The sequence below is a fragment of the Halanaerobium sp. genome, assembly GCF_003070835.1.
On record NZ_QBLR01000234.1, the window covers coordinates 1 to 5,413 of the forward strand.

At 41.1% G+C, this 5,413-nt stretch carries 4 protein-coding genes and 1 other RNA gene; all 5 read left to right on the forward strand.

The genetic code is table 11. The features are described 5' to 3' along the window. An RNA gene (ffs, locus tag CI949_RS16170) (signal recognition particle sRNA large type) lies at nucleotides 1-179 on the forward strand; the annotation flags it as partial. Nucleotides 180-245: 66 nt separating this feature from the next. Further along, nucleotides 246-2,330 carry a DNA polymerase III subunit gamma/tau gene (gene dnaX / locus CI949_RS16175; RefSeq protein ID WP_108137545.1) on the forward strand — a complete coding sequence of 695 codons (2,085 nt, stop codon included), beginning with the start codon at nucleotides 246-248 and terminating at the stop codon, nucleotides 2,328-2,330. 1 nt (nucleotide 2,331) lies between these two features. Beyond that, entirely contained in the window at nucleotides 2,332-2,640 is a 309-nt protein-coding gene (locus tag CI949_RS16180) for a YbaB/EbfC family nucleoid-associated protein (protein ID WP_108137547.1), read from the forward strand. Beyond that, the gene (gene recR / locus CI949_RS16185; RefSeq protein WP_108137549.1) at nucleotides 2,640-3,239 is read left to right on the forward strand and encodes a recombination mediator RecR; all 600 of its coding nucleotides are present in this window, start codon (nucleotides 2,640-2,642) and stop codon (nucleotides 3,237-3,239) included. Before CI949_RS16180 ends, recR begins: the two co-directional genes overlap by 1 nt. 369 nt (nucleotides 3,240-3,608) lie before the next feature. Beyond that, nucleotides 3,609-5,072, forward strand: a complete 1,464-nt coding sequence (guaB, locus tag CI949_RS16190) for an IMP dehydrogenase (protein WP_108137551.1) — start codon at nucleotides 3,609-3,611, stop codon at nucleotides 5,070-5,072. The last annotated feature ends 341 nt before the right edge of the window (nucleotides 5,073-5,413 follow it).

Below are 5,413 nucleotides of genomic sequence, written 5' to 3' on the forward strand. Positions count from 1 at the left end.
GGTCTGGCCCTGATAAGTAGTGTTGACAATTGGGTCTCGCGCAATGAAGTCTTGTGAACCCCGTCAGGTCCGGGAGGAAGCAGCGGTAAGCAAGTCGCTCCATGTGCCGCGAGGGTGCCTGGTTCGAGCCAACTGTCAGGGTAACGCCTGGGAGAAGATCTTCAAAGCTCGGTGTGCGGCCACTATTTTAAAACACCCGGAATAGGGTGTTTTTGTTATATAATACTATTTTTGAGGTGAAAAAAATGTCCTTTCTCTCTCTTTATCGAAAATATAGGCCAGAAAATTTCAATGATCTGATTGGTCAGGATCAGGTTAAAATTACTTTAAAAAATGCTCTAAAAAATGATAGAGTGGCTCATGCCTACCTATTTGCCGGTCCCCGGGGAACAGGAAAGACTTCAACCGCGAAGGTTTTTGCTAAGTCACTTAACTGTGCTAATCCGTCTGCTGACTTTGAACCCTGTGGCGAGTGTAATTCCTGCCAGCGGATTGAAAAAGGAAATTCACTTGATGTAATCGAAATTGATGCCGCTTCAAATCGCGGTATTGATGAGATTAGAGAATTGAGAGAAAAGGTTAAATTCTATCCCGGTGAAGGCCAGTACAAGGTGTATATCATTGACGAAGTACACATGCTGACCAAGGGAGCTTTTAATGCCCTCTTAAAAACTTTAGAAGAACCGCCGGAGAGTGTAGTTTTTATCCTGGCAACTACCGAACCTCACGAAGTTATTACAACTATTATGTCCCGCTGTCAGCGCTTTGATTTCACCCTATTAACTTTAACCAACTTAAAAAAGCGGTTAAAATATATAGCGGAAGCTGAAGGTTATGAGATTGACAGAGAAGCTCTGGATATTTTAGCCCGCAGTGCCCGGGGTGGAATGAGAGATGCAATCAGCCTTTTGGATCAGGCCATTTCTTTTAGTGATGGTCAGCTCAGTGTTGATGAGATTTCGCGGATGCTGGGCAGAATTGATAAATCGGATTTAAAAGACTTTTTACTTCATCTAAGCAGCGAACAAAGCCAGCCGGCCTTAGAATTATTAGATAAACAGCTGGAATCTGGCCTGGGAATTGAAAGATTTAGTGATGAATTGATAGAATACTGCCGTGAACTACTTCTAGTTAAGGAATGCGGAATTGATTCCGGGATTTTAGAGTATTCCCGCAGCTATTTAGAAGAAATTGCTTCTGTGGCTGCAAATTTGAGTACTAAAAAGATAACTCGAATCATTGATGAATTTGCTTCTTTAAAACAAAAGCTGCGCTCAAGTGCCAGACCCCGTTTACAATTGGAGATAAGTGTTATAAAATTAAGTAGTAGGGGAAGCAGTGGAAGTTCCCTGGAGGCACGTCTTTCTGAACTAGAATTTAAACTGGATAATTTCTTAACCAGCAGCGGAGATTCTGCAGGAAATAGTAGTTCTGATTTCAAGCAGAAAATTGAAGCACAAAAGACTGCTGCTGAAAAAGAAAAAACCAGTCAGAATAATGAGCAGAACAATCAAAGTAAGAGAAGCAGTAAAGAAGAAAATACAGATAAAGATAAAAATAAAATTCAAAAAAATAATAGAGAAACCGCTCCAACTCAGCCAGCGGGTAGAAAGCCGCAGCAGGAGAAAGAGAAAAAAGCTAAGTCGGAAACAGAGCCGGCAGCAGAGAAAACTGCTTCAGCTGAAAAATCAGCTGCCGCAGCTTCTTCAAAAGAGAGTCCCCAAAAACCAGCAGCTGCTGGTGGGGCTGTCAGCCTAAATCAGGTTAAAGAAAATTGGGCTCGAGTTTTAAAAGAAACCCGTCAGCTCGATATTTCTGTTCAGGCACTCTTGCGAGAGGGAGAACCGGCGGCAGTGGAAGGAAAAACAGTTATTATTGCTTTTCCAGAATCTAAAAAGTTTCATTATAAAGGAGCATCTTCCAACAAGGCGCTGGTGGCCAGAGTTTTAAGAAATGTCTTAAATGAGGCTGTAGAGATAGAATTTCAGCTTGGTGCTAAAAAAAAACTAGCTGACGAGCCGGAAACTTCTGCTCCAGATAGGAGCGAAGGAGTTGAGGTTGTTGAAGATTCTAAACCTGCTGCTGACCGCGGACAGAACAGCGGTGCAGAGATTGATCCGGCAGTAGAAGAGGTTGATAATCCTTCAAATAAAGCTGAGGAATCTTCAAAAAATAGTGATCAAAATTTAGAAGCTGAAGAACCTGCTTCTCAGTCAGCTGAAGTGGCTGAGCAGGCCGGTGATTTGGATATAGAAAGTTTAGCCAGAATTTTTTCTGGTGAGATTATTGAAGTGGACAAATCAATTTTAGAAAATAGAGGAGGAAATTAAAATGAATATGCAAAAAATGATGAAACAGGCACAGAAGATGCAGGCTAAGATGGCTAAGATGCAGGAAGAACTGGAAGAAAAGACACTTGAGGCAACTGCCGGTGGTGGAGCTGTTAAGGTAGTAGTTAATGGTAAGCAGGAAGTTGTTGATCTGCAGATTGATCCTGAAGTAGTTGATCCTGAAGATGTAGAAATGCTGGAAGACCTTGTACTGGCAGCAGTCAATCAGGGTATGCGCGAAATTCAGGAAATGGTAAATGACGAAATGGGTAAAGTGACTGGTGGTATGAATCTACCAGGGATGCCCTAATGAATCCATATCCTAAACCTATGGGGAAATTGATCGGCGAGCTCAGTAAACTGCCCGGTATCGGGCCTAAAACTGCTCGCCGTCTTTCTTTTTATATACTCGGTCAGCCGAAAAGTGAGGTAAAAAACCTCTCAGAGGCGCTGATTGAGGCCCGCGAAAAAATCAATTACTGTTCTAACTGTAATCACCTGACTGAAGGGGAGACCTGTACTTTCTGCCAGTCTGAAGATCGTGATAGAACTTCAATCTGTGTTGTCGAAAGCCCGCGTGATGTAGTGGCAATGGAAAAGACCGGTGAGTATAATGGACTTTACCATGTGCTGCACGGAGCTATCTCTCCTATGGATGGAATTGGCCCTGATGAGATAAGAATCCGAAATTTGATTCCCCGCCTGGAAAAAGATGAGGTTAAAGAGATTATTGTAGCGACTGATCCTAACGCTGAGGGTGATGCGACTGCGATGTATCTTGCTAAACTGATTAAGCCGCTGGGAGTTAAGGTGACCCGGATAGCTCACGGAATCCCTGTTGGTGGAGATCTAGAGTACGCAGATGAGGTAACCCTCTCTAAAGCTCTGGAGGGAAGAAGAGAGTTATAAGTATTTTCGTTTATGTTTGTTTATGAGCGTTTATGTACACGCACCGTGAACCTGTCGGATTTTGTCGCCGCCAGTAGCAGAGAAAGTAAATACAGCAGAGAAGTCCCTTTCTGAGGGGCTTTTTTCTTTATCAGCAGCAGTAATTTAAGCAGATATTTCGACATAAATCGGGTGGTTCACGGTGCATGTACGTTTTATTTACTTGACATTACCCTTAAGCTTTGTTAAAATACTTAAAATATTAGATTCCTAAAAAGCTAAACTATTATCCTTTTATCTCAAATTATTACATATTTATTAGGGCTAATTTAATGGCTTACAGTTCATAATTTTTAGCATTAATTTTTAAAAAATCCAAGGAGGTTGGTTATGGAAAAAATAATTAAAGAAGGCTTGACTTTTGATGATGTTCTGCTGGTACCGGCAGAATCAAATGTAGTACCCAAAGAAGTAAGTACAAGATCTAAACTGACTGATGAAATTTATCTCAACACTCCGATTATCTCTGCTGGAATGGACACTGTTACTGAAGGTGATATGGCAATTGCAATGGCCAGAGAGGGTGGTCTGGGTGTTATTCACAAAAATATGCCGATTGCAGATCAGGCAGCAGAAGTTGATCGAGTAAAGCGCTCTGAAAGTGGAGTCATTGTTGATCCCTTTTTCTTAACTCCGGATGCCTTGATTGAAGAGGCTGAAGCCCTGATGTCTAAATATCATATTTCTGGGGTGCCGATTGTTGATAAAGATGAAAAACTGCTCGGAATTTTAACCAATAGAGATCTCCGTTTTGTCGAGGATTATAAACGTCCTGTTTCGGAAGTAATGACAGACGAAGAACTGGTTACTGCTCCAGTTGGAACCGATTTAGAGGGTGCCAAGGACCAGTTAAGAAAACATAAAATTGAAAAATTACCAATTGTTGATGATGAAGGAATTTTAAGAGGTTTAATTACTATTAAAGATATAGAAAAGGCAAAACAGTATCCGCTGGCCTCCAAGGATAAGCAGGGAAGACTGCTGGCAGCTGCAGCTGTAGGAACCGGTAATGATACAGATGAGCGGGTAGCTGCTTTAGTAGAAGCAGGGGTTGATATCCTGGTTATTGATACAGCTCACGGCCATTCGCAAAATGTATTAAATGTGGTTAAAAATATCAAAGCTAAGTACCCGGAATTACCTGTAGTTGCAGGTAATGTGGCAACTGCTGAAGCGACAGAAGCACTGATTAAAGCTGGAGCAGATGTGGTTAAAGTTGGAATCGGACCTGGCTCGATCTGTACGACCAGAGTTGTAGCTGGTGTTGGTGTTCCTCAGATTACTGCTATTAATGATTCTGCAGAGGTAGCCAAAAAATATGGTAAGACAATTATTGCAGATGGCGGCATTAAATATTCCGGAGATATTGTGAAGGCAATTTCTGCCGGAGCCAATACAGTAATGATTGGAAGCCTGCTGGCCGGAACAGAAGAAAGCCCGGGAGAGTTAGAAATTTATAAAGGAAGAAGTTATAAAGTTTACCGCGGCATGGGCTCAGTTGGTGCGATGAAGAAGGGGAGTAAGGACCGCTACTTCCAGGAAGATGAAACTGAAGCAGAAAAATTTGTGCCTGAGGGAATTGAAGGTCGAGTGCCCTATAAAGGTACATTAGGTGAAACAATTTATCAGCTGCTCGGAGGTTTGAAATCGGGTATGGGATACTGTGGAACCCCGGATATTGATTCACTGATCAATGATTCTAAGATGATCAGAATTTCTGCAGCCGGTCTCCGCGAAAGCCATCCTCATGATGTAAAGGTTACTAAAGAAGCTCCAAATTACAGTGTTGATTAAAATTGTAGTTGAGGCAGCTAAATAGATATTATAAGCTCTCTGCTTTTTTAGGCAGAGAGTTTTTGTTTTAGACTGGCTTAAATAGTTTGGACCAGTCTAAGCTTAGTTTTTGCGGGCTGTCACTATCATATCTTTGTTGCTAGTTTTACAGACATAAGCTCAAAATAGTATTAAGATTATATCTGTAAGTTAAAAAGTTTTTAAACTAAATTGAATTTAAAATGATGAAAATCATAATCCTATTAAACTTGAATTCGGCAAGTAAAAAGTTAAAGTAGTTCTTTTTAGATTTTTGCCGTTAAAAAATCATTTCAATCTATTAAAATTAAATATTTAGTCTT

Coding starts and splice junctions, on each gene's coding strand:
- dnaX (WP_108137545.1), top strand. CDS start 246: ATGTCCTTTCTCTCTCTTTATCGAAAATATAGGCCAGAAAATTTCAAT.
- CI949_RS16180 (WP_108137547.1), top strand. CDS start 2,332: ATGAATATGCAAAAAATGATGAAACAGGCACAGAAGATGCAGGCTAAG.
- recR (WP_108137549.1), top strand. CDS start 2,640: ATGAATCCATATCCTAAACCTATGGGGAAATTGATCGGCGAGCTCAGT.
- guaB (WP_108137551.1), top strand. CDS start 3,609: ATGGAAAAAATAATTAAAGAAGGCTTGACTTTTGATGATGTTCTGCTG.